The 23,093-nt window shown below is 42.7% G+C and carries 24 protein-coding genes; 10 read left to right on the top strand and 14 right to left on the bottom strand.

The features are described from left to right. Positions 1-189: 189 nt before the first annotated feature. Genes QQK21_RS18715 through QQK21_RS18695 form a run of 5 tightly spaced genes read left to right on the top strand, consistent with a single transcriptional unit; the run spans position 190 to position 5,126 of the window. Positions 190-567, top strand: a complete 378-nt coding sequence (locus QQK21_RS18715) for a MerR family transcriptional regulator (RefSeq protein ID WP_284193700.1) — start codon at positions 190-192, stop codon at positions 565-567. Between the two features lie 56 nt (positions 568-623). Beyond that, the gene (locus QQK21_RS18710) at positions 624-1,793 is read left to right on the top strand and encodes an isovaleryl-CoA dehydrogenase (RefSeq protein WP_284193699.1); all 1,170 of its coding nucleotides are present in this window, start codon (positions 624-626) and stop codon (positions 1,791-1,793) included. Between the two features lie 10 nt (positions 1,794-1,803). Further along, complete coding sequence (locus QQK21_RS18705; protein WP_284193698.1) at positions 1,804-3,408, top strand: carboxyl transferase domain-containing protein; 1,605 nt, start codon at positions 1,804-1,806, stop codon at positions 3,406-3,408. A 9-nt stretch (positions 3,409-3,417) separates the two neighbouring features. Next, positions 3,418-4,230: an enoyl-CoA hydratase-related protein gene (locus tag QQK21_RS18700; protein WP_284193697.1), complete on the top strand. Its 813-nt coding sequence runs from the start codon at positions 3,418-3,420 to the stop codon at positions 4,228-4,230. Further along, complete coding sequence (locus tag QQK21_RS18695) at positions 4,227-5,126, top strand: hydroxymethylglutaryl-CoA lyase (RefSeq protein ID WP_284193696.1); 900 nt, start codon at positions 4,227-4,229, stop codon at positions 5,124-5,126. The genes QQK21_RS18700 and QQK21_RS18695 overlap by 4 nt, the downstream gene beginning before the upstream one ends. 108 nt (positions 5,127-5,234) lie before the next feature. Here the strand turns inward: QQK21_RS18695 and QQK21_RS18690 are convergent, their stop codons facing one another. Together QQK21_RS18690 and accD are read right to left on the bottom strand one after the other, a co-directional pair. Further along, complete coding sequence (locus tag QQK21_RS18690) at positions 5,235-5,486, bottom strand: DUF6482 family protein (protein ID WP_284193695.1); 252 nt, start codon at positions 5,484-5,486, stop codon at positions 5,235-5,237. A 94-nt stretch (positions 5,487-5,580) separates the two neighbouring features. Beyond that, complete coding sequence (accD, locus tag QQK21_RS18685; RefSeq protein WP_284193694.1) at positions 5,581-6,444, bottom strand: acetyl-CoA carboxylase, carboxyltransferase subunit beta; 864 nt, start codon at positions 6,442-6,444, stop codon at positions 5,581-5,583. Positions 6,445-6,591: 147 nt separating this feature from the next. Here accD and QQK21_RS18680 point away from each other — a divergent pair, with 147 nt between their 5' ends. Next, positions 6,592-7,497, top strand: coding sequence for a LysR family transcriptional regulator (locus QQK21_RS18680; RefSeq protein WP_284193693.1), 906 nt, complete (start codon positions 6,592-6,594; stop codon positions 7,495-7,497). Here QQK21_RS18680 and QQK21_RS18675 read toward each other — a convergent pair. Next, positions 7,494-7,967 carry a hypothetical protein gene (locus QQK21_RS18675; protein ID WP_284193692.1) on the bottom strand — a complete coding sequence of 158 codons (474 nt, stop codon included), beginning with the start codon at positions 7,965-7,967 and terminating at the stop codon, positions 7,494-7,496. The genes QQK21_RS18680 and QQK21_RS18675 overlap by 4 nt on opposite strands. A gap of 378 nt (positions 7,968-8,345) precedes the next feature. On the opposite strand from QQK21_RS18675, the gene QQK21_RS18670 reads away from it, so the two are divergent. After that, entirely contained in the window at positions 8,346-9,953 is a 1,608-nt protein-coding gene (locus QQK21_RS18670) for an HAL/PAL/TAL family ammonia-lyase (protein WP_284193691.1), read from the top strand. A 69-nt stretch (positions 9,954-10,022) separates the two neighbouring features. Here QQK21_RS18670 and QQK21_RS18665 read toward each other — a convergent pair whose 3' ends face one another. The 3 genes from QQK21_RS18665 to QQK21_RS18655 are packed head-to-tail and all read right to left on the bottom strand — an operon-like array spanning position 10,023 to position 12,698. Further along, positions 10,023-10,643 (bottom strand): TrmH family RNA methyltransferase, encoded by a 621-nt coding sequence (locus QQK21_RS18665; protein WP_284193690.1) that lies wholly within the window; start codon positions 10,641-10,643, stop codon positions 10,023-10,025. Between the two features lie 11 nt (positions 10,644-10,654). Further along, positions 10,655-11,467, bottom strand: coding sequence for a nucleotidyltransferase domain-containing protein (locus tag QQK21_RS18660; RefSeq protein ID WP_284193689.1), 813 nt, complete (start codon positions 11,465-11,467; stop codon positions 10,655-10,657). 4 nt (positions 11,468-11,471) lie between these two features. Further along, a complete protein-coding gene (locus QQK21_RS18655; protein ID WP_284193688.1) occupies positions 11,472-12,698 on the bottom strand; it encodes an RtcB family protein in 1,227 nt (408 codons plus the stop codon). Between the two features lie 292 nt (positions 12,699-12,990). Between QQK21_RS18655 and rtcR the strand changes: the two genes are divergently transcribed. Further along, the gene (gene rtcR / locus QQK21_RS18650; protein ID WP_284193687.1) at positions 12,991-14,589 is read left to right on the top strand and encodes an RNA repair transcriptional activator RtcR; all 1,599 of its coding nucleotides are present in this window, start codon (positions 12,991-12,993) and stop codon (positions 14,587-14,589) included. A gap of 97 nt (positions 14,590-14,686) precedes the next feature. On the opposite strand, the gene QQK21_RS18645 is transcribed toward rtcR, so the two are convergent. The 4 genes from QQK21_RS18645 to QQK21_RS18630 form a co-directional block, all read right to left on the bottom strand. Continuing rightward, entirely contained in the window at positions 14,687-15,223 is a 537-nt protein-coding gene (locus QQK21_RS18645) for a Cif family virulence factor (protein ID WP_284193686.1), read from the bottom strand. 140 nt (positions 15,224-15,363) lie between these two features. After that, positions 15,364-15,639 (bottom strand): putative quinol monooxygenase, encoded by a 276-nt coding sequence (locus QQK21_RS18640; protein WP_284193685.1) that lies wholly within the window; start codon positions 15,637-15,639, stop codon positions 15,364-15,366. Positions 15,640-15,813: 174 nt separating this feature from the next. Then, a complete protein-coding gene (locus QQK21_RS18635; protein ID WP_284193684.1) occupies positions 15,814-16,185 on the bottom strand; it encodes a hypothetical protein in 372 nt (123 codons plus the stop codon). Between the two features lie 16 nt (positions 16,186-16,201). Further along, positions 16,202-16,588: a VOC family protein gene (locus QQK21_RS18630; protein WP_284193683.1), complete on the bottom strand. Its 387-nt coding sequence runs from the start codon at positions 16,586-16,588 to the stop codon at positions 16,202-16,204. Between the two features lie 373 nt (positions 16,589-16,961). On the opposite strand from QQK21_RS18630, the gene QQK21_RS18625 reads away from it, so the two are divergent. Beyond that, positions 16,962-17,888, top strand: coding sequence for a cycle-inhibiting factor (locus QQK21_RS18625; protein WP_284193682.1), 927 nt, complete (start codon positions 16,962-16,964; stop codon positions 17,886-17,888). A gap of 81 nt (positions 17,889-17,969) precedes the next feature. Here the strand turns inward: QQK21_RS18625 and glpK are convergent, their stop codons facing one another. The 4 genes from glpK to QQK21_RS18605 form a co-directional block, all read right to left on the bottom strand. Then, positions 17,970-19,487: a glycerol kinase GlpK gene (gene glpK / locus QQK21_RS18620; RefSeq protein ID WP_284193681.1), complete on the bottom strand. Its 1,518-nt coding sequence runs from the start codon at positions 19,485-19,487 to the stop codon at positions 17,970-17,972. A 44-nt stretch (positions 19,488-19,531) separates the two neighbouring features. Next, positions 19,532-20,383: an MIP/aquaporin family protein gene (locus QQK21_RS18615; RefSeq protein WP_284193680.1), complete on the bottom strand. Its 852-nt coding sequence runs from the start codon at positions 20,381-20,383 to the stop codon at positions 19,532-19,534. Positions 20,384-20,800: 417 nt separating this feature from the next. Beyond that, complete coding sequence (locus tag QQK21_RS18610) at positions 20,801-21,574, bottom strand: substrate-binding periplasmic protein (RefSeq protein ID WP_284193679.1); 774 nt, start codon at positions 21,572-21,574, stop codon at positions 20,801-20,803. An 84-nt stretch (positions 21,575-21,658) separates the two neighbouring features. After that, positions 21,659-22,270, bottom strand: coding sequence for an OmpA family protein (locus QQK21_RS18605; protein ID WP_284193678.1), 612 nt, complete (start codon positions 22,268-22,270; stop codon positions 21,659-21,661). A 188-nt stretch (positions 22,271-22,458) separates the two neighbouring features. On the opposite strand from QQK21_RS18605, the gene QQK21_RS18600 reads away from it, so the two are divergent. After that, on the top strand, positions 22,459-23,079 hold the full coding sequence (locus QQK21_RS18600; RefSeq protein ID WP_284193677.1) for a thiol:disulfide interchange protein DsbA/DsbL: 621 nt from the start codon (positions 22,459-22,461) through the stop codon (positions 23,077-23,079). Positions 23,080-23,093 lie beyond the last annotated feature (14 nt).

Here is a 23,093-nt window from a genome sequence, read left to right as displayed (position 1 = left end):
GTTTTCAAGAACATCGCTTTTACTTTTTCAAGCCATTAAATTTTTGCACCATTATCCCTTGACGTTTACGTAAGCATAGCACTAACATTTACGTTAACGTAAAGAAACACATTCGCCAACTGTAAAATCTTTTTTACCGTTGCTGCGTACAGTGTGACTGTCTATTACCAACTTAAGGAATTTCACCTAGTGGAAACTTATAAAATCAGCGAGCTCGCAAAAGAGTTTGATATCACGACAAGAAGTATCCGCTTTTACGAAGACATGGGCCTAATTCAACCTGAACGCAAAGGAAGCATGCGTGTTTATCAGCGTAGAGACAAGGTTCGTCTCAAGTTGATTTTACGAGGAAAACGGCTCGGTTTTTCACTCGCCGAAATTCGCGATTTGTTAGAGCTTTACGATACAAAACAACTGGATACTCAATTAATCAAGATGCTAAAAATCATCGATGAAAAGGAAGCAGTTCTCAGACGTCAGCTCGAAGACATCACCATAGTTTTAGACGATTTGAATACTGCTCGTAGTCGGTGTGAAGAAGCTTTGGAAAGGTCTAAAGCCAGTTGATAGAAACTTGGATAATGAGAGTGTAACACTGCAGAAACCGCTCAATTGGAGGCGACATGATATCTCAATACACCCCCCTCAACTTTGGATTGGATGAGTCCATCAATATGCTGAGGGAGCACGTTAACGCTTTTGCTCGCGAGCACATCGCTCCTATCGCAGCCAAAGTTGATGAAGAAAATCAATTTCCAAATCACCTTTGGTCTTTAATGGGAGAAATGGGACTACTTGGCGTTACGGTTAGTGAAGAATACGGCGGTGCTGCCATGGGCTATCTTGCCCATGTTGTTGCTATGGAAGAGATCAGCCGCGCTTCTGCTTCTGTCGCCCTTAGCTACGGCGCACATTCCAATTTGTGTGTTAATCAAATATTTCGCAATGGTAATGCGGCGCAGCGTGAAAAATACCTGCCCAAGCTGATCAGCGGCGATCATATCGGTGCGCTGGCCATGAGTGAGCCTAACGCGGGTTCTGACGTTGTCAGCATGCAGCTCAAAGCAGAGCTCAAAGATGACCACTATGTCCTTAACGGCAACAAAATGTGGATCACCAACGGTCCCGACGCCGACGTGCTTGTTGTCTATGCGAAAACAGATCCTGCCGCCGCATCAAAAGGTATTACCGCTTTTATCATTGAACGTGATTTTGTAGGTTTCAGCCACGCTCAAAAACTCGATAAATTAGGAATGCGAGGCTCAAATACCTGTGAGCTCGTGTTTAACAACTGCAAAGTCCCAGTGGAAAATGTTCTTGGAGAAGTGAATCAAGGCGTGAAAGTGTTAATGAGCGGTCTAGATTACGAACGTGCTGTGCTTGCTGCTGGACCTTTGGGCATCATGCAAGCCTGTCTTGATCTGGTCATCCCTTATGTCCACGACCGCAAACAGTTCGGACGCTCAATTGGTGAGTTTCAATTGATTCAGGCTAAGGTGGCAGACATGTATACCCGCGCCAATGCTGCCCGCTCGTATGTTTATGCTGTCGCAAGTGCATGTGATCGAGGAGAAACAACCAGAAAAGACGCCGCAGGCGCTATTCTCTATAGCGCAGAACTGGCTACTCAACTTGCTTTAGACGCCATTCAGTTACTTGGCGGTAATGGTTATATCAATGAATTTCCCGCAGGTCGCCTGTTAAGAGATGCCAAACTTTATGAAATTGGTGCGGGAACATCAGAAATTCGCAGGATGCTTATTGGGCGTGAACTGTTTGAAGAGTCACGTTAACGAGGATGTTATGGCTGTAATTAAGACTAAGATAAAAACCGATTCCCCATTATTTGTTAAAAATCAACAAGCAATGACAGGGCTGGTTGAAAAACTGTGCGCTGATATAGAAAGCCTCAAACAAGGTGGTGGTCCTAAAGCTGTTGAGAGACAACGACAAAAAGGCAAACTCCCTGTCCGAGAACGTATCCAACTCCTTCTCGATTCAGGATCAAAGTTCCTTGAAGTTGGTCAGTTTGCGGCTTGGGAAGTGTATGAAGAATCCATCCCTTGTGCTGGCGTTGTCGCGGGTATCGGTCAAATCAAAGGCGTGCCTTGTATGATACTCGCCAATGATCCATCAGTAAAAGGGGGGACCTACTATCCACTCACCGTCAAAAAACACTTGCGAGCACAAGAAATTGCTGAGAGATGCAACTTGCCTTGCGTCTATTTGGTCGATTCAGGTGGTGCCAACCTGCCACATCAAGCCGAAGTTTTTCCGGATAAAGACCATTTTGGCCGTATTTTCTTTAATCAAGCTCGCATGTCTGCCAAGGGTATCCCTCAGATCGCCGTGGTCCTCGGGCCTTGTACCGCTGGAGGTGCATACATACCAGCCATGGCCGATGTGTCTGTGATTGTGAAGAAACAAGGCACTATTTTCCTTGCTGGTCCTCCGCTTGTCAAAGCGGCGACTGGAGAAATTGTTACAGATGAAGAACTTGGTGGGGCTGACGTTCACTGTAGAAAATCAGGAGTTGCGGATTATTATGCTGAAAATGAGCAACAAGCGATGCATATGGCTAGAGAAGCCATCGCCAGTTGTAACCAAGTTGCCAGCCAACCGCCCGTTGACAAAATTCTACCGCCTAGACTCCCAGCCGACGATATCTATGGCATTGTGAATTCCGACTTACGCTTGTCTTTTGACGTAAGAGAAATTATCGCTCGCATTGTCGATGACTCAGATTTTGATGAATTCAAAGCCTTATTCGGTACCACGCTCGTCTGCGGGTTTGCTCGAATTGAAGGCAGACTGATTGGGATCGTCGCCAATAACGGGATTTTATTTGCTGAGTCAGCGCAAAAAGGGGCGCACTTTATTGAACTGTGTGCCAAACGCAAAATTCCGCTGCTCTTTTTACAAAACATTACTGGCTTCATGGTTGGTAAGAAAGTCGAAGAAGGTGGTATTGCCAAGCATGGGGCGAAACTTGTCATGGCCGTTGCCTGTGCAGATGTGCCTAAATTTACCATTATTATTGGTGGTTCATACGGCGCGGGCAATTACGGTATGTGTGGTCGGGCTTATGACCCAACACTCATGTGGATGTGGCCCAATGCCAGAATATCTGTCATGGGTGGAGAACAAGCTGCCGGCGTATTAACCCAAGTAAAAAGAGAGGTCTTAAAACGCCAAGGTGAGCCATGGTCTGAGATTCAAGAAAACCAATTCAAAAAAGGGATTGTTGATCTTTATGAACAACAAGGGCATCCCTATTACGCCAGTGCTCGGCTATGGGATGATGGCATTATCGATCCCAAACAAACTCGAGATGTGCTGTCGCAAGCGCTGAAAGCCTCTGCTCAAGCCCCCATTCCCGATAGCCAATTTGGCATTTTTAGAATGTAAGGATAAGGTATGAACAACACCAAGGACAGGCCATACCTAGACTGCCACGTCGATTCAAGGGGCATTGCAAGATTGACCCTTAATCGCGTTGATAAACACAACGCGTTTAACGCTGACGTTATTGAAGCCTTGATTGACTCCATAGAATCCCTTGCACAAAACAGCATGGTTCGGTACCTCATTTTGCAGGGAAATGGCAAACATTTCTCTGCTGGTGCGGATTTGGCGTGGATGAAATCTATGGCCAGCAAAACTGAGCAAGAAAATCGCCAAGATGCTGAAAGGCTTGCATTTCTTATGCAATGCCTTGACAACTTTCCTCATCCGACGCTTGCTCTTATCCACGGCTGCGCTTTTGGTGGGGCCTTAGGACTCATTTGTTGCTGTGATATTGCATTGGCCGACAGCAGCGCACTATTTTGTCTAAGCGAAGTAAAACTCGGCTTAGTACCTGCGACCATAGGCCCTTATGTTAACCGCACCATAGGTCCTCGTCAGTCACGGCGCTATATGCTCACTGCAGAGCGCTTTGATGCACAACAAGCCATGGCTTTGGGGCTAATTCATGAAATAGTGTCGCCAGAGCAAATGAATGAGCGTGCTGAAGATATTATTTCTCATCTCGTCTCCAACAGCCCAGCTGCCATGATCAAAGCCAAGCAGCTTATTCAAGAATGCGACGCTAAGCCAATCAACCCAGAGCTAATTCATTACACCAGCGAACTGATTGCCAGGGTTCGCGTTTCAGAGCAGGGACAAGAAGGATTAAGCGCATTTTTTGACAAGCGCTCACCGAGCTGGGTAAATGAGGGCTCATCATGACCCTAAAGCTACCTAAATCAGTAAAGATTGTCGAAGTGGGTCCTCGCGACGGCTTACAAAACGAAAAGACGGTTTCTACAGAGGCTAAGATCGATCTTATTAATCGGCTCTCTTCTTGTGGACTGACTTATATTGAGGCCGGTGCCTTTGTCTCCCCCAAGTGGGTGCCACAAATGGCTGACTCATTGGATGTCATGCAAAAAATCCAACGTGAATCCAATATTTGTTATGCCGCTCTCACGCCCAATTTAAAAGGACTTGAGCAAGCAACAGAGGCAAACGCAAATGAGGTTGCTGTATTTACATCCGCCTCAGAAGGGTTTTGCCACAAAAACATCAACTGCTCCATCGAAGAAAGTCTGGCAAGGTTCAAACCCTTGATTGAGCAAGCCCAGTTGAAGGACATCCCCGTTAGAGGATATTTATCCTGTATCGTCGACTGCCCTTATGATGGGCCAACTGACCCCGAACAAGTGGCAAAGGTCGCTAAGGATCTGATTGATCTGGGTTGTCGAGAGGTATCACTCGGTGACACCATAGGAACGGCGACTCCACTGCAAGTTGCCAAGGTCATCAATGCTGTCACGACTCAAGTACCGATTGAACGTATCGCGGTGCACTTTCACGACACCTATGGGCAAGCGCTAGCTAATATATATCAATCCCTGCATATGGGCGTTCGGGTCATTGATAGCAGCGTTGCTGGACTTGGCGGATGTCCTTATGCGGCTGGGGCATCCGGTAACGTAGCAACCGAAGATGTGGTCTATCTTTGCCACGGATTAGGTATCGAAACTGGTATCAACCTACCGCAACTTGTTGAAGCGGGTTGGGAGATTAGCCAAGTGCTAGGTCGAAAGCCAACGTCTAAAGTCTCACTTGCACTGCATAGGTAAAGAGTTAGGCTGACAAACACATCAATCTGAGTTTGTCAGCCTGATTTAGACCAAAAATGATAAGATTTTAATAACAATTAACCTCAACGATAGAGTTTCCGACTGTACTCAATACCATTTAAGGTCAGTTTTCAGTGGGATACCTGCTGAAATACTTTCACCACACATTTCATCATACGCGCTTTGATGAATTAGGCTCGCACTACGGTATTGCTGATCTTTAAAATGTTCTTTTGCCTGACATAAGCTCGAAAACTTGAGAGGATCGTGCTTACTGTCACGAAGAAGTTTACGAGCACTTCCATCCACAGAATACGCTAAGTAGATACCGCCTTCCAATGATTCGATTTGCAATTCCATATCGTTTTCTCCTTGATCAGTCTACAGTATTGTACGTGTTGAAATTGGAAAACGATTACATAAGACATTTTTTATTCACCGGTCGCCGTACTATTTACGTGCAACTTAAGGTCTGGTTAGTCAACTTTGAGAGTAAACTCGCGACTCGCTGGCGCATCTCTCTTCTATCGACAATCATATCGATCGCGCCATGCTCTAGTAGAAATTCACTCCTCTGAAATTCATCGGGTAATTTTTGTCTCACAGTTTGCTCAATCACACGCCGACCAGCAAAACCAATTCGGGCTTTTGGCTCAGCAATATTGATGTCTCCTAGCATGGCTAAACTTGCTGACACACCACCAAATGTCTGATCAGTCAGCACTGAAATATAGGGTAACCTCAACTCCGATAAACGCCCCAAAGCGGCGCTGGTTTTTGACATTTGCAGCAGTGACATCAAAGACTCCTGCATTCTCGCTCCGCCACAAGCTGAAAAACACACTAACCCGCACTTCTCTGCTATCGCAATTTCAACGGCTTTAACAAACCTTGCGCCAACCACCGATCCCATTGAACCGGCCATAAAAGAAAATTCAAACGCACAAGCAACAATGGGCAAGCCATGTAACTTACCTTTCATGACGATCAGCGCATCTTTTTCACCCGTGTTTTTTTGCGCCACTAGCAAACGCTCTTTATAACGCTTTACATCTTTAAACCCGATAACATCCTTAGGCGTTAAGTCAGCACCAATTTCTGCTAACTCATCTTTGTCAAGAAAACACTCCAGCCTTCGTCGAGCTGGCATTCTCATATGATGCGCGCAGTCGGGGCATACATATAAGTTTTGTTCAATAAAAGCTCGATATAATGTTGTCGCACATTCGGGACATTGCATCCAAACACCCTCAGGTATTAAGGTCTTGCGTGCTTTAATTATATTGTTCTGTTCAAATAATTTCTCTAGCCAAGTCATTGGGTATTTTCATGCCATTTAATTGGATAACAATCGTCAGCAGCTTCAAGCAAGCTCCACTCACTCCATAAATCACATTGTATTAAGCCAAAATTGATAATAAAGTGGTAATTATTGAACCGATAATCCAATAAAATGGGATAACTTATGCTAGAGAAGGTTGATCAACAATGGCTAAGAAGCTTTCATTGCGTCTATGAAAATAGCAGTTTTAAGAAAGCATCTGAGTTTCTTGGATTGCCGACATCAAATGTCAGCAGACACATCGCTCTACTCGAAGATACCCTGAATACTCGGCTATTTAATAGAACCACTCGTAAAACCTCACCAACTCCAGCAGGAAGTCAACTGTATAACAGGACTCACCCCCTTTTTGAAAAGCTTAACGATGCGTTAAACGATGTTACTCATCACAGTCATGAGACATTTGGTCAGCTGAGAGTACTCATGCCTGATTCTCCTCAATTGGCAAGTGCAGTGGTCGCCTTTTGTCTGGCTCATCCCGGCATTTCATTGTGTTGTGATACTAGCCTCAATCCCAATCGAGACCTACTGGACGGTTTTGATGTCTTTCTAAGCTTCCATAGGGGCTCTTTACTGGACAGCAGCTGGATTGCACGAGAAATTGCTCGTTGGCCAAGTGTCGTGGTAGCAGCACCAAACTTATTGCGCTCTTATCCACAGCCGCTTCATATTAGTGACTTACCTAACCTGCCATGCATCAGTAGTTTATCGGTCTTAGGTGGGTCACCTTGGATCTTTAAAAGCGAACAAGGTGAGACTGTGACACAGAAAGTGTCATCTCCCTTTAGAGTAAACAGTGGTCAGCTTGCAAAACAAGGAGCACTTGCTGGATTGGGTGTGGCCATTTTGCCATTGGAGTTTTGCCAAAACGAAATTGATAGTGGTCAGCTTACCATGCTGACATTGGATCACATGCCAGAGGACCTTACCTTGAATGCATTCTATTCATCCCAAAAACATCTAACCAAGAAAGTGGTAGCATTTATTGAGCATCTACAAACATCCATGCACGACCTTTCGCAGGATTAATAAAGCCCCTTTTGAAGCTCTATCATAGTAATTGCGCCAAAAATCATCAATATAACAGACACTGAGGATATAAAAGAAAACGTGCCTTGAGCTTTATTACGAAACAGGTGATAAAGCACCATCTTGGTCGAACCCATTGCCCACAAAATGTGTAACACTGTCACAACCCTAAAGATTTTTCCAAACCTGAACACATCAAACATCGGGATGCTCGCTAATAGGTCTATCCAGCCCCACTTCATAAATTGCGTTTTGCTTTGCGCTTGTTTAAAACGAATGAAGAAATCCGCCAAAAATATCAAACATATAAGGTTATCGGCAATCGAAAGAATGTGGGCGATGTGGGAAGGTATGGCGATGACGCCTTCAATCAGCAGCGCCACCAACACGTATATGGATAGGATCAACGTAAAAAATTGAAACGGGCCAAAGTCCAGAGACTCGGCTTCCATTGCTCTGTCTGTTATCATTTTAGCCTACCAACTTATCTTCTAATTATTATGAGTTAACATTCATATGAAATTATAGTTCATAGTATTGCTAATGACAAAATGGAGTGTAGTCAGCAAGCCACACATTTACATTACATAGTAAAACAACCATCCCTAAGACTGGTCTCATATCCGCTACCAATATACGTATGCCTCTTCCACCTAGATCCCAGTATAGTATTTGTAAATCTGCACATTTGACCAAAAATTCACCACTACTGGGTAATGGGAAAATTATACACATTAAAATAACAGGTTAAATCCCAGTACTAACCTCACACACTACAATATAAAATCGATAGAGTATATTGTCTCGTTTCTTAGTCACATAAAATCATATACTTATAAAGGATTGAGATGAATAATCACAAAAATCAGTTTGGTAACAGTTTGATCCTCGGTCAGGGTAATTTAACACTACAAGAAGTCGTTCAAGTCGCTCAAGGAACTCGTTCCGTCGCACTTTCATCAGATGCAAAGGTACGAACCAAGATCAACCAGTCATTCGATATTATCCAGTCTGCTATCGACGATGGCTCGCTGATCTACGGCGTGAACTCGGGATTTGGTGGCATGGCAGACATTAGGATTGATGCGGAGAATATCGAGGCGCTTCAAGAAAACCTGATCCATTTCACTCACGCTGGAACAGGTAAGCTTCTCAGTAAGGAAGATACAAGAGCAGCCATGTTGATCCGAGCCCACTCACATTCTTATGGTTCATCTGGTATACGTGCAGAATTTATTGAACGGCTTATCGACATGTTAAACTTGCATGCAACGCCACACGTTTACGAGTATGGTTCCATCGGTGCTAGTGGAGACCTTGTCCCTTTGAGCCATGTGGCAGGTGCTATGACAGGTCTATCCAACGCTTTTACTATGGATTTGAACGGGCAGTCCGTTGACGCGATAAGCGGCCTCGCTCAATTAGGCCTACCCCGCCTAAAATTAAAGGGAAAAGAAGGACTTGCTATGATTAATGGCACCTCTTTTTCCAGTGCAATTGCAGTCAATAATATGCACAAAATCGGTAAACTCATCGAACATGTACTCTGGTTTCATGGTGCGGTGATGCAGGGAATGCAAGCAAATACAGAATTTTTGCACCCATATGTTCATCAAGTTAAGCCGCATAAAGGACAATTGGATGTAGCAAGTCGCCTAAGAAAGATCGTCGATGGCTCACTTTTATTACGACAATCGGAATATCAATCACACGAACTAGCCCAAGATAGGTACTCTTTGAGATGTGCTTGTCAATACCTAGCCCCTATTATTGAAGGCTTTGAACACATCGAAAAACAGGTTGTTCAAGAAATCAATTCCGTTACGGACAATCCAATTATTGATTCAGTCAACAACACAATCATTCATGGCGGTAACTTCCTAGCACAGCACATTGGTATCGGTATGGATCATGTTCGCCAGTATATTGGGCTGATGGCCAAGCATATCGACTCACAAATCGCATTGATGGTTCACCCTGAGTTTAGTAATGGCTTACCCAAATCACTGGTCGGTAACACTCAAAAAAATATCAATATGGGGCTAAAAGGCCTCCAAATCTGCGCGAACTCTATGATGCCTAGATTAACCTTTTTGGGAAATACATACTGTGACCATTACGCAACGCATGCCGAGCAATTCAACCAAAATATAAATAGCTTTGGCTCGGCCATGTTGGCTAGAGAGTCCATTGACATTTTCCAGCGTTACCTCGCTATCGCAAGTATCTTTGCTGTTCAAGCTATTGACTTAAGAACATACAAAATGTTTGGGCACTATATAGGTTATGAAACCATAGCGCCTGCCACCAGAGAGTTTTATTCAAATGTATATCAGACTCTGGGTAAAGAACTCGATGAAAACAAACCACTTATCTACGACGACGATCAACAATCTCTAACCGAATACATTGAAAAACTATATGCAGCATTGAGTGATCGCCTTAGCCAGATATAACCAAGCTGCGATAACACTCTCTGCTTCATATTCATTGATAGAAGCTCCCCCCCTTACTAGGGGGAGCATTTAGATTTTCAACTGCCCAGTTATTCTAGGACCTCGTATGGCTCTTTTATAAGCAACTTGAAATGCACGCCTTTGCTTTGTTACCTCATACAATACAATCCCTGAAGTCGTCCCTAAGTTGAGGCTCTCAATCATTCCATACATGGGAATAGAAATACAAAACTCGCTGTTTGCCACCGCAAGGTCGCTAATACCGCGAGATTCATTGCCAAACCAAACGGCTAAACGAGGATAAGTATAGTCACCCTCATGTAGTACGACGTTATCCTTCCCCTTTATATGAGGAGAAGTAACCACGGAAATGAAACGATTTTTTTCCAAATGACTAATACAATCCTCTGTGCTATCAAAGCGCTTAACAAAACTCCATTTGATCGCTGAAGTCGATGTTTTTGACAATGACTTCCTATTTCTCATTTCACTCCAATCATCTGGTAATGATTTTTTCGGGTCCACAATATACGTTTTCTCGATACCCAAGGCATTGACGTTTCGAATCACGGTTCCGATGTTTTTTATATCCGTCGGGTATTCCAGCACTGCAATTAAGTTTTTGCAGCGATAACTTTTAATTTGATCCGCTCTTTTTCTGACACGGCTCTTACACGTTCCATTTATCATGTATTCGTTTCCTAAAGAGATCTGTTGTAAATCGATCGCTTTTCATTTCTTTCTAACACGGCTTTGAATAATCTGTTTAGAACTTCAAAGTCTGCATCACGATCTTTTTGGCTTGCAACCCAAGGTTCACGTCGATCTAATTCTGATTCAATAAACTGGTTGATTAGCGGTAATTTGGGAATATGCTCTGTTTCTAAACATGCTTTCTTGCGTTCCAACAACTCTGTAATTGCCTCATCTAAAGGAGTGTTACCAGCAACTAAATTACGCAGCTTTTCAAATTCTATTGGTGCTGGCTGATCATATTTTTCAAGCCACATAACTGCCAATAATGGCCTCAACACATAAAAATACTTTTTTAAAAGCACGCAATCCTTTGACAAGTATTCGCGAAAGTTAGCCTTCGCCATATTTAGGTAGTGATATATACCCTTTTGTGAAACTGCAATGGTCGGCAACAGTTCTCTCGCTTTGTGGACGAAAAAGTCATCATCTTTATAAACTATTGGAGACTGCAGCCACTCGATGAATGAAGGGTTAGACTTCCAAAATAGTTTTAGTGCCTTACGTATATCCCAACCACTAATATCCATTTCATCTACGATGGGATATTCAATAACGTCTCGCTTATCTTCAACATCAACTGAAAGGTACCAGTCTTGCTTGCGCACATAGATAAACCGCACGTCATAATCGCTATTTGGGCTAGCAAAACCCCACGCCCGGCTTCCCGACTCAACGGCATATATTACTTTTATATCATGCTCTATTTCCGCAGCCGCCAATCTGCGAAGAATCTCTTTCTTTGTCTGTACATCTATCATTTTTCTATCCCTTGACGCATATTATTTGTTTCAATGTATAGACAATTTCCACCAAGTCCTTTTGAGCCTCCATCACCCTATCAATGTTTTTGTAGGCATAAGGAATTTCATCGATGACTGATTCATCTTTCCTACATTCAACACCTTGTGTAGCAGCTATGTGATCGTCGATACTGTAAATTTTTTTGGCTTGTGTTCTTGACATAACTCGTCCAGCACCGTGGCTGCAGCTATTAAAACTTTCTGGATTACCCAAACCTCGTACGATAAAAGATCGTGCTCCCATATTGCCCGGAATAATTCCCATTTCACCTTTTTCTGCTCTTAGTGCACCTTTTCGAGTCACATAGCAATCTCTACCAAAGTGATGCTCACGAGAGATGTAGTTGTGATGACAATTCACAGCAAGTTCAGCCGTAGAAAAATCAACAGGTATGAGTTTTTTCAATGCCGATAAAGCATTAAACATCATGATCTGCCGATTTTTTTCAGCAAAATCTTGGGCCCACTCTACTGCTTCAACATAATCATCAAAATAGTCACTCCCTTCTCGGAGATAGGCTAAATCTACATCTGGCAAATTGATTTGATGACGCTGCATTTCTTTTTTGGCTAGCTCAATAAAGTAAGTGCCAATTCTATTTCCTGCTCCTCTGCTGCCAGAATGCAGCATGAGCCAAACGGCATCATTTTCATCAAGACAAAGCTCCAAAAAGTGATTTCCCGTGCCCATGGTACCTAAGTGCTTAACATGATTACTCTTACGTATGGCAGGGTGCTTTTCACATATCTTGTCAAAACGTACCTCTAGCTTTTTCCATTCCTCAGCAACAACATCAGGAATATTGTTCCAAGCTCCTCGATCTCTTGCTTTCCCTTTTCCACCTGTTCTGCCATGGGGAACCGCAGCCTCAAATGCATGTCTTATTCCTGCCAAGTTGTCTGGTAACTGGTTGGCACTGAGTGTCGTTTTCGTTGCGACCATACCACAGCCAATATCTACACCAACGGCTGCGGGAATTACTGCATCGACAGATGGAATCACACTACCTATCGTTGCTCCTTTTCCTAAATGAACATCAGGCATCACGGCAATATGGGAGTGAATGAGTTGCATACTGGCAATATTGCTTAATTGTTGTTGAGCCCTCTCTTCAAAAGGTACTCCTTTTGTCCAAGCCTTTATTTTTGCTCTTCCCTCTTGTTCGATTACTCTATAGTTACTGCACATTTTTCTTTGCCCTATCTAGCCTGACTTAATCAATCGCGCCTGTTTTTTTGTTGAGGGGATACAACCTTTATATAGCAATCTTTGGGTCGATTTATCCATCTTCATAAAACGAGGCATAGCAGTCTTATCAATCTATGTGCCAAAAGTTTCAAAAGATATATCTATTTTCTATCCAATTGTTAATTAAGACTTTATTTTATTTTTTTCTCTTTATCTTAAATTAGTCATTGATATCATCACCTCCAAAACATACTATTTAGGATAGGCAATGTATCCAAATAGATAAGTCGTAATGAAGAAGAAAGTAGCCGTTAGCCTGATAGGCACTCAGCTAGACTATGTTGGCAAGCGAGTGAATAGATGGACTCGGTGGCGTCCTAATGTGAGTCTCTGCAGTCAAAAACATCTGATTATTGATGAGCTTCATATCCTGCATGACAACCATAGCCAGAGGTTAGCTAACAATGTAGCGGCCGATATAGAAACTATTGCTCCTAACACCAGTATCTGCCTCCATATTGTGAATTTCTCTAATCCTTGGGATTTTGAAGAAGTGTACGCCAAACTATTTGACTGGTGTCAGCAACAAGAATTTGATACCGACACCAATGACTATCTTTTTCATATAACGACGGGCACCCACGTCGTACAGATTTGCAGTTTTCTCCTAACAGAAAGTCGACACTTTCCTGGCCGATTAATTCAAACATCGCCAGATAACAGCAACGAAAATAGATCGATTGGGCAAGCACAGATAATTGATCTGGACCTATCTAAATATGATCAGCTCGCCAGCCGATTTGATATAGAACACCAAGAGGGAAAAGTGTTTTTAAAAGGCGGTATCGAAACTCGTAATACTGCATTCAACAGCCTAATCACACAAATTGAAAAAGTTGCCATACGCTCAAGCGATCCTATTTTACTTATGGGCCCAACAGGATCGGGGAAAAGTCAGTTGGCGACTCGTATCTATCAATTGAAAAAACACCGCTCAATGGTTACTGGTCAACTAGTATCCGTAAACTGTGCAACCCTCAAAGGCATCAATGCAATGGCTGCTTTGTTTGGTCATACTAAAGGTGCGTTTACAGGTGCACAAACATCCCGAGATGGCTTCTTGTTAACAGCGAATAACGGTGTTCTATTTTTGGATGAAATAGGTGAATTAGGTCTTGAAGAACAAGCTATGTTACTACACGCGATCGAAACCAAAACGTTTCATCCGGTAGGAAGTGATATACCAGTAGGTAGCAATTTTCAACTCATCACAGGGACCAATCGCGATCTCAACCTAGAAGTCAAGCTGGGTACTTTCAGAGAAGACTTGCTGGCACGAATTAATTTATGGACGTACCAATTACCTGCATTAAAAGACAGAAAGGAAGACATCCCAGCAAATATAGACTACGAAATTGAATTATACGCACAAAAATCTGGACTAAGAGTACAATTTAATAAAGAAGCGAAAACGACTTTCGTCAACTTCGCAACGTCTGGTCAAGCTATATGGTCAGGCAATTTTAGAGATTTAAGCTCCTCAATCACACGGCTATGTACTCTTGCCAGTTCATCAAGAATATCTGTTGACGATGTTAATGATGAGATCCAGCGTTTAAAATGTATATGGCGTCAAAAGGAGACAAGTGCAACTCGGGATACTTTAGTCAATTATTTAGCGAGTGAACAAATAGACCATCTTGATCATTTTGATATCAACCAATTAGGTTACGTACTGTCGGTCTGCCAAAAACACTCTAGTATGGCTTCTGCGGGAAGGGAGCTGTTCAATGTAACCCGAACTCTAAAAACTCAAACAAATGATTCGAGTCGACTACAAAAATATTTGGCTAAATTTGGCCTGAAATGGGCTGATATCTCATCCAAATAGTCGCTTAGTGTTTTACACAACCTAGCAAATATATAGGCGCTTTATTGCAATAAAGCGCCACAATGAGAGTAGTTAAGTACGCTTATAGGGACAAAAACTACTTCGCACCGACGATTTCAAATTCGTCAGCCCTTAGCTTAGCTGAGCCGTCATCTTGCACCACCCACAACTCCTTGGTAATAATCCCGTAGGCTTTATTCATCTCCCAAGAAGCAGAGAGCACAGCGGCGTTAGTATCAATCACTTCAATTTGGGTGTTTTTATACTCTACGTTTTTGTAACCGCTGCCAATAATGAAGTCCCATAGTCCTTGCGCAGCATCTTTACCCATATAAATACCAAATGGAATTGCAGTGACAACACTGTTTGTTTCATAGAAACTCGCTGCCGCTTTTGCGTCCCCGCGGTTAAACGCCGCTTTCCAACCTTCACTGGCCTTGCGAACCGCTCGTAATACGTTTTGTTTCTGGCTTTCACTAATCACTCGATCCGCTGGTGCTTTATAAACACTGACGACATTTGCAGGTAAGATTGGTTGAGGATTGGCATCTTCTGTGGTTGCAGCTTGAGGGGCTGCTGACACTAGGGCTAATGACACTAACGCTATTGCTGGCTTAATCTTGATTAAATTCATAATGGCTCTCCAAGTTGAAACGAATGTGTTATCAAGGTAAAGCCAGATTAATCGAATAAATTGAAACGAAAAACAAACATAGTAGAAAACATTGTTCTTTAATACAGAACAATAAACCTCAATACGTCACCGCCTCATAATTATTCAACTAACTCGTAATAACGCTGAACATTTGTGGTGACATTTCCCCATCGAGAAGCTTTGACTCTTTCTTGGTGATAGTCAAAAGCAGCCCTATCGATAAACTCTTCATAAACATCAAAACGCAGTGGATTTTGTGGATCTTCAGTCACCTGAAAAGTGATGCACCCTCCTTCTTCTAACGTTAGACGTTTATGGTTGGTGAGCTCACTTTTAACCAACCCTAATTCTGATTCAAGGACCAAAATAAAGCCCTTTAAAACAACTTTTGACATCAAGATCCTTATTATTTATTTCGAGATTGGCCTATATAAGCTTGGCTCAGTGCTTGCTATCCACCCACTTTATCAGCAAGATCTACAGTTCTACCAGATTACGCATTTTTTGACAGTTTTATACAAATATGTTTTCTCTATTGTTCTTAAATTATTGAGTGACGTGCGAATATGTTAGAAACTGAGTTTTGTTAATAGCCATGCCACATTGTTAAAACGAATCTCCCAATATCCATCATCACCCGGCAAGAAGCCTAAAACTCCAGATATTTTGCCATTTTTTGATTCTCTATAATCTAGAGTTGTAATTTCTAAACAATTTAAAGAGGTACTAGAAAAGCTATTTTCCATACAATAATCAAGCTCCCCATCAAGTTCAAGACGATAACTTTCATACTCCTTAGAGCTTTCATTGAATGGGCATAGCGTAAGTTTTAAGCCTTTTGAACTAAACATGACTTCTTCAACAGAAAGATCATGCCATTCAAATTCACTCAAACTCACATGACCCAAACTACAACTATCATCGCAAGTATGTTCCGTCACTCTATCACCTTATTCCTTAATTGGACGAAACAATATGAGTGGCACACAGCTTATTGCCAGCAGGGTCTCGCAGGTAAGCTAAATATAATGTCCGCCCTCGGCTTTCACGAATACCGGGAGGGGCTTCACACGCTGTGCCGCCATTTTCTAGACCCGCTGCATGCCATGCGTCCACCAAGTCAGGGCTGCTGACTTTAAGCCCGATTGTCATTCCATTACCATGAGTAGCGACTTCACCATTGATAGGTTTAGTGACACCAAGAACACCATCTTTTGTTACATAGAGGCAGCGGCCTTTGTCATCCATCACACCTTCTGAATATCCAAGAACGGCCATCACGGCATCGTAAAAAGTCTTGGATTGATTAATATCATTTGCGCCGACCATAACGTGACTGAACATCGCTATTCCTTTTTTGTCCATTAAAGTAGCACTCACTGTGCAATATTAAACACAGAATGTCGAGTGCTAAAAAGACAACTGAAAGTACCAAGTGTTAGAAATCTTAGACGTTGGTGTGTGCTCTACTCACCCTCTTCGGTGTTCACAGGTAGTTTGGGTGGGGCACAACTTTTCTTAGGGTGCCTGTCCTATTTAAGTACATTGACTTTCAATAATTGGCTGGTTCAAACAAGGCTCTCTGCCAGATGAAACACAGCAAGTACCAGGTTACTAATCAGGGTAATCCCTGATAGGGTTTTAGCAGACCTTTATTACAATGGCTACCATTTTGAACATTACTCATAAAGTTACAGTAAGGTCTTTAGGACAAAAAATGAAAATAGATTTTAATCCCATCAGCATGCTGATTCTTTTTTATGCTATCTCTTTTCCATCACTAGCTGGAAATGACGATAAGAGTCCACCAAAACAACAAAGGGGTGTTGTTACTATCACCCCCTACGTGACGGATGATTACTTAGTGTTAAATGAAACACGGCTTCCTCACCACCAAGCTTTACTGGTCGCTAAATTTGCATATGAAGGAAAAAATAATCCCAAGTTTAATCAAATAGTAAACTATGACGGTGAAGGCGGCACACCCATTAGCTCGATTGATTCTGGATTACTTTTAGAACGTGCGTATAAAAACATAGATGACACAGCCAAAGAATGGGGTATGTCTCGAGAAGAAGTAATGGTGATACTTGGTGGTGACCCAAGTCAACAAGATCCTGTCTGCGGTGTTTCAGCCCAAAATATAATCAGACTTTTTTTAGATACAGTGACTACAGGCAGAGCCAAAGTAGAACTTCCTTTTACTGGAAAAGAGGAACTTTTAAGGCAAGTTGAAAATAGAGACTCCTCAAAAAATTATATTTTAATGATAAACGATCCCAATATGGGGCATGCTTATACCGTCGATATTCCCGCTCAATCAAGTGAGAATACAAGGGTTTACCTTTATCAATCAGATGCAGGTTTTGGTGTAACGAGCGAGTTAAGTTTGTCGGACTGGATGAGCGTGAAAGGTAAGCAAGCGATACCTCTTGACCGTTTAATTGATGCTATTGATGAATTTAGAGCTGGGGTATGTAATCAACAGCTCATCGCCGATGTCTTTGATATAAATTCCGACCCAAATGCTATTCATTCGGAGAAACAAACTAAATTCGGAGAGGAAATTAGATTTTCCATGGATGCGTATGATCCTAGTAATGCAAAACTGAATATGGATATGATAGAAAGTAATCTGTACTAATTCAGACCTGATCTGACAGCTATCCATTTGAACAATGCCCGCTACACTTAAGCGGGCATTTTTACATACCTAGAAAAGGTTTTAATCTTCTTCATCATGCATCTGTGCCCAGACTTGAGCACATTTCACTGCACGCTTCCAACCTTTATATCGACGGCTACGCTTTTCTTCATCATGATGTGGGACAAAGATCTTATCTACTTCTGCTTTATCTTCCAGTTCATCTAGACTATCCCAAAATCCCACCGCTAAGCCAGCAAGATATGCGGCTCCTAAAGCGGTTACCTCGGTTACTTGTGGACGAAGTACTTGAGTATCCAGCACATCAGATTGAAATTGCATAAGAAAGTTATTGGCAACTGCGCCGCCATCGACTCGAAGCGCCTCAAGCTTTATGCCTGAGTCGGCTTGCATTGCATCCAGTACATCACGCGTTTGATAGGCAATTCCTTCTAAGGTAGCGCGAATGATATGATTGGAATTAACACCTCGAGTCAAACCAACAATGGTTCCTCGCGCATACGCATCCCAATACGGAGCGCCAAGGCCCGTGAAAGCTGGTACCACGTACACGCCATTCGATGTCTCTACCTTAGTCGCAAAATACTCTGAGTCTTTTGCATCGGCCAGTAACTTCATTTCATCTCTAAGCCACTGAATAGATGCGCCTCCCATAAACACCGCACCTTCAAGAGCATAAGCAGGAGCGCCAGTTGGCCCACAGGCCAGTGTGGTAAGTAAGCCATTCTTTGACGTTACCTTCTCTTGGCCTGTATTCATTAACAAAAAGCAGCCGGTACCATAGGTATTTTTCGCTTGCCCTGCATGGACACACATTTGACCAAATAAAGCGGCTTGCTGATCTCCTGCGATACCTGAAATAGGAATTCGCGTACCACCTTTACCACCAATATTGGTCTGCCCATACACTTCTGATGATTTCTTAACTTCTGGCATCATGGATAAAGGAATATCCATCTCCTGAAGCAGCTTTTCGTCCCACTGAAGTGTGTTGATGTTAAATAACATAGTTCTAGAAGCATTGGTATAATCGGTGACGTGAACTCGGCCCTGAGTCATTTTCCAAAGCAGCCAAGTGTCAACTGTACCGAAGAGAAGTTTACCTTCGTCTGCTTGTTGTCGGGCGCCGTCAACATTATCGAGAATCCATTTAATTTTTGTACCTGAAAAGTAAGGATCTAAAACAAGCCCTGTATTTTCGCGAACATACTCTTCCAATCCGCGATTTTTAAGCTCCTCACATATTACAGCCGTCCGGCGGCATTGCCATACAATCGCGTTATATACGGGCTTTCCTGTCTCTTTATTCCAAACTATGGTGGTCTCACGTTGGTTGGTTATGCCGATAGCCGCAACTTCGTCACTACGAATACCCGATTTACCCAAGGCTTCTACCAACACTGAGCTTTGGGTAGCATAAATTTCCATTGGATCATGCTCAACCCAGCCCGCCTGAGGATATATTTGCGTAAATTCTCGCTGAGAAACACTGACGATGTTAGCATCATGGTCAAGTACAACTGCGCGGGAGCTGGTCGTTCCCTGATCGAGCGCGACAATATATTTTTGCTCCGTCATGATCATTTCCTTTCTATTTCAATATATAAATCAAAAATTTTTTATTAGCTATGAGCTTCGACGCTCTCTTTAACATCATCACACTGATTAGGAATCGTGCAGCCAGTTCCCGTTGTGGGTAAGTATTGGGCAATGACTTTCGGGTAAACCCATGCGCCGAAGCATGCACCAGCAATAGGCCCCAAGATAGGAACAATGAAATATGGGATATCCTTAGCACCCGTTAGTGCAAACTCCCAACCCGCTAGGTAAGCAAAAAGTTTCGGTCCAAAATCTCGTGCTGGGTTCATAGCAAATCCAGTGAGTGGACCAAGTGAGCTACCAATGACCGCAATCAGTACACCAATCAATAACGGGTTCATTGGCCCTCTTGCTGCTCCATTATTCTCATCACCCAGTGCTAAGATAGCGAACATCAGTACGGCGGTAATAACAAACTCCACGGCCAAAGCACCAGAAAATGACAACGAAGCATTGGGATAAGTTGAAAATATGCCTGCCGTTGCTAACGCCTCTTGACTACTGCGAATAAAACCATGGGTAATTTCATAATCAATAAATAAGTTGCTATATAAGCCATAGACCAAAGCAGCTGAACAAAATGCACCCAGCATTTGCGCTATGATATAAGGAACCACTTTCGCTTTATCAAATCCATGAAAAACTGCCAGCGCTATTGTTACCGCGGGATTAATATGTGCTCCAGAAACGCCTGCGGTACAGTAGATTGCGATTGCCACACCGAAGCCCCACACGATGCTGATTTCCCATTGGCCAAACTGTGCACCAGTTAATACCAACGCTGCTACGCAGCCCACACCAAAGAATATCAGTAATCCAGTCCCTATAAACTCGGCAATACATTCGCCAAGCAAACTGGTTTTTCTGTCCGTCATAGTAAGAGTCCTTGTTTACACTAATGGGTACATTGGTTTTATTAATATTGCGATTGGTATTCTGCACACCTAACCAAGAGATGAAACGTCCACCATTCATTAATGAGCGTTCGAGCGCATTTTGTTGCATTTATGTTCTTTAATTTGTTAATTAACTCCAATTTTACACTTTGTGTTAACAATTAAAATCAAACTAAAGCTAGGGTCACTTATGAGTGAACAGAGTCCCCCCCCCTTAATTCCCCTTACTCTTGGATACGATAAAGCCATAGTTCGCACCGTTAGCAATGAATCGTATATAAGTGCCAGCGACTATGCCAAATCTTCATTGTGTGTCTCACTTTGAACTATTGATGTCGAATTCAAAATGAGCGTTAACGAAAAATATCGAAAGTATTACTGATGTACAGATGGTGATTAGCGGTAGTTAAGGTGAACGTTTAGAATAGATTGCAGAGCGCCATTCGCTTTTATTACTTTTAATCCCTCATTGAATAACACCATATTATATTGGCTTTGAGGATTTGCTTTCGGCATCAGCAAGTGGACGGAGTTGGTAAATAGTGGTTTCGGGTGATAGGTGAACTCAGCTCTTCGATCACCTAAGCCTTGTGTCTTTAAAACATAGTTGAAGCTGGTGATATACAATGGCGCAAGGTCGATTGAGCCGTCGACAAGCTTTTTGACATTTTCTACTTCATCATAAACCCGAACCACCTTTATCTCTTGAGTCTTTTCTGCTGCCTCAAAAGCATCACCATAATAACCACCAGTGAGTGCACTGATGTTGTACCCTTTTAAGTCACTGACCCTGCGCCAATCGAAATCCATTTTCCTGTTGTAAAAGAAATGGGCGCTAATTTTATACACGGGATCACTGATTAAAAAATCTTGCTTATGAGCTTGGTTGTATTCCCACAAAGCGGCTGCGTCTGCCTTTCCTTGCGCTGCATAATCAAACGCTTCCTTCCATGTGCTCATTTGGATGTATTCAATCTCTACGTCTTGGCTTTCAAACGCTGCGGTGACAATTTGAGCGTTAATGCCAAAACTCGGCAAATCTTTCGAATGGTATGGGGGATATTCGCTCACCGTAATGGTCAACGGCTGAGCAGCAACGGCTAAAGGTGATAATAATAGCAATAGATAAAGAAGTATAAATTTTGATGTAGTATCTACACAGTCAGACATTTGCTTTCCACATTAAACCAGACAAACAGCTAAGGCTACAAAGCAAAGTCTAGTTGTGGCTTTATTGAAGTGCGAATTTTATCTTTAATTCGATACGATGAATAATACTTCAACACGGCGATTACACGCTTTTCCAGCACGGGTACCGTTTGAACAGGCAGGGACATATTCACCATACCCACGAGTGAAAATAGAGTCCATAGAAACATTATTACGAACCAATTGCTGTTTTACCGCCTTTGCTCGTTTCATTGATAACACATCATTATTTGAGGGTGCACCTGTGTTATCCGTGTGGCCATCAATCACAATATCAATGCCTGGCTGAGTCGACAAATAACTGCCCATCATATTGAGCCAGTGCGCTGAGTTAGGCTCAACCATCGACGACCCAGTACTAAATTTGATGGTATCTTTAAGTTTGACCATCAGATGATCACCGGGGAGCACTTCATGCTCAACACCGTTTTTCATTAAAAAGTTTTGTAAATCGCTATAATTTGCTTCACGCCCTGATGACCCCATGACACTGGAATACGTGACCATTCTTGGCCCATCTCCCCAAGACGGATGACGAACATCCATATCGGATTTGGGCGCGGTTTCCAACATATCGTCTGACAGATAACGCATTTCTTTCGCAAGGTTGCCACAACCGGTAAGCAACAAAAGAAGCGGTAAAGCAAGGTATTTCATCGTCCCACCATTCTTTTTTGTTTCGATACATCATTTATATCGGCGAACTGGGAAATACTTTAATTATAAATGAAGACTTTGCTTATGACAGAAATACGCCACGTAAAGTGTTTTTTTCGCAGCTATTGCAAGGTAGAATCATCGACTTAACCCTATAGATTTCTCTCGATAGCAAAAAAGTGCTGAATATGAAAACAATACCGGCTTTAATAAGCGCTATTCTGATATCCCTGCTAGCAGCTTGTGGTCAGAGCAACCTTCCTCAAGAGGGCAAACAATTTGAACGCTTACCTACCGATTTGTCCGCTTATCAACTACCCGTCGTCACCGAAGTGTTCTCTCTCAATTGTGGTCACTGCGCGAATATGGAACCAGCCATTCCGCAACTTGAGGCCGCAACCAATCAAACGTTTGGTAAGGTCCATGTAATTTTTAACCAAAGTGCCCAAGTCAGTGCCATGATCTACTACAGCGCACAAACTCAGCTAGGAAAAACGCCGAATAGCGAAATGATGAAAGCCATGTTTGATGCAATACAAATGGGTTACGACTTAGCACCTAAACAGCAAGAGCAAGCGATCAATAATGCGTTTACGGCGCATGCTTTAGCCAGCCCCGATAAATTAACGGAGTCGCAGAAAAAAGCCGTCTTGGATGCAATGGAAAAAGCCGCCGAAATATCACAGAAAGGCCAGATTAATGCGGTTCCTACCTTTATTGTAAACGGTAAGTACATGGTACTCCTTGCCGGACACAAAGATCTTGATGGCATAGCAAACACCATCAACTATCTTATCCAACAACCCTAACAATTACGGAAAGC

The organism is Vibrio zhanjiangensis (assembly GCF_030161235.1).
Taxonomy (GTDB): domain Bacteria; phylum Pseudomonadota; class Gammaproteobacteria; order Enterobacterales; family Vibrionaceae; genus Vibrio; species Vibrio zhanjiangensis.
Note: the sequence above shows the minus strand (reverse complement) of the source record. Positions and strands in the feature narration are given on the sequence as shown.